The sequence below is a fragment of the Acuticoccus kandeliae genome (genome assembly GCF_003073115.1).
The window spans coordinates 1-372 of the sequence record NZ_QBBV01000095.1 but is presented as its reverse complement, the minus strand read 5'-3'; the positions used below and the strand labels follow the sequence as shown (position 1 = coordinate 372).

The window sequence follows — 372 nt, the reverse complement described above, 5'->3', positions numbered from 1 at the left end:
ACGACGCTCTTCCGATCTCCTTCTTCCACCGGCCGTAGCCCTCGTCGCGCTGCTCCTTCGACCAGGTCGGTTCCCAGCGCCGGGCCTCGTTCCAGTTCTCCCGCAGCTCGTCGGTGTTCTTCCAGAACCCGACGGCCAGCCCGGCCGCGTAGGCCGCACCGAGCGCGGTGGTCTCGGCGACGACGGGCCGCGAGACCGGCACGCCCAGCACGTCGGCCTGGATCTGCATGCACAGCTCGTTCTGGGTGACGCCGCCGTCGACCTTCAGCGTCTCCAGGGTCACCCCGGAGTCCTTGGTCATGGCGTCGCTGACGTCGCGGGACTGGTAGCAGATCGCCTCCAGCGTGGCCCGCGCCAGGTGCGCGTTGGTGT

The 372-nt window shown here is 69.6% G+C and carries 1 protein-coding gene; it reads right to left on the bottom strand.

Annotation, left to right across the window (positions count from 1 at the left end; translation table 11 throughout):
* Positions 1-372, bottom strand: a 372-nt coding sequence (locus tag DBV35_RS29465; protein ID WP_245944156.1) for an FGGY-family carbohydrate kinase, incomplete at both ends; no start/stop codon positions are given.